Below are 1,297 nucleotides of genomic sequence, written 5' to 3'. Positions count from 1 at the left end.
AATACTCCGGACAGTTTTGGAGTAGAGACGCGATCGCCCGTCCACAAAAAAGTAAGTAAAATTTGAATCTCAAAGGCAGAAAAAAAGACACTCTTTAGGTTAAGCTTAAAAAAACTGAGCTTAACAGACTGCCTTATGAACATTATTGAATCCATCTTACAACAAATGTCCGGGGTGAGTCAAGCCCAAAAAAAGTTTATAATGACTTTACTTTCCACAATCGTGCTGGTTTATGGCAAAGTGAACTTCACCAATCTGGGCCGCTATAGTCCTGCCACTGAAAAAACTTATCGGCGGCATTTTTTAAAAAAGTTTGACTGGGAGCAATTCTCTAAATATTTTATTAAAAAAGCCTTGAATCCTGAACGCACAATTATTGCCGTTATTGATTGTTCTTTTTTGAGAAAAAGTGGTAAACATACTGAGGGAAAAGGTTATTTTTATAATGGTATTGCGGGAAAAGCTGAACAAGGATTAGAAATTTCTGTGATTTCTGTTGTCGAAATTGAAACTCATATTTCCTATAGTTTAAGCGTGCAACAAACTCTTTCGCGTCCGACCACAGAACCACCGAAAAACTCCCTAATTTTTACTCGGAAAAGAAACTTAAAAAAACGGAGTAAAAAACAGGTATCTGAAACCTTAACACCTGATATAACAAGAGTTGACGACTATGCAAAGCATTTAAAAAATACTCGTTCTTTGTTGCCAGAATCTGTACGTTATTTGGTGGCTGATGGCTATTATTACCGCGCTAAATTTTGGGATGCTGTTCGGGAGTCAGATCTCAATTTGATTAGTAGATTAAGGGTTGATGCCAACCTGAATTACCTCTATACCGGAGCAAGGAATAAATTCGGCGCTCCTCGTAAATATGATGGTAAAGTTGACTGCAATAATTTGAAAAATCTAACTTTCGTCAAAGAAATTAAGCCAGGAGTTAAGCTTTATTCATTATTAGTATGGAGTTGTTGCTTAAAATGCAAAATCCGTTTGGCTTGTATATCTGAGCTTCAAGCTAACGGTAAAACCAAAAATGTTTTATTGTTTAGTACCGATATCAATCTCAAGGCTGAGCAAATACTTGAGTATTATCAAGCTCGTTTTCAAATTGAATTCATTTTTCGGGATGCCAAACAATTTACTGGTTTGTCCGATTGTCAATCTGTGAATAGCCAACGGCTTGATTTTCATTTTAATGCCAGCCTAGCGGCCTTAAATTTAGCCAAATATGAAGCCTCTAATCGCCACTTGTCTGCCCATCCATTCGTGTTTTCAATGGCCTCCTATAAACGCC

Annotated in this window: 1 protein-coding gene; it reads left to right on the top strand. The window is 37.0% G+C overall.

Annotated features, from left to right (window positions below; all coding sequences use genetic code 11):
• Positions 1 to 135: 135 nt before the first annotated feature.
• Positions 136 to 1,297 (top strand): transposase (locus tag OSCI_RS28325; protein WP_083811287.1); only part of this gene is annotated, 1,162 nt, incomplete at its 3' end.

Source organism: Kamptonema sp. PCC 6506, from assembly GCF_000180455.1.
Classification (GTDB): Bacteria; Cyanobacteriota; Cyanobacteriia; order Cyanobacteriales; family Microcoleaceae; genus Kamptonema; species Kamptonema formosum.
This window is presented reverse-complemented; position numbering and strand designations above follow the sequence as displayed.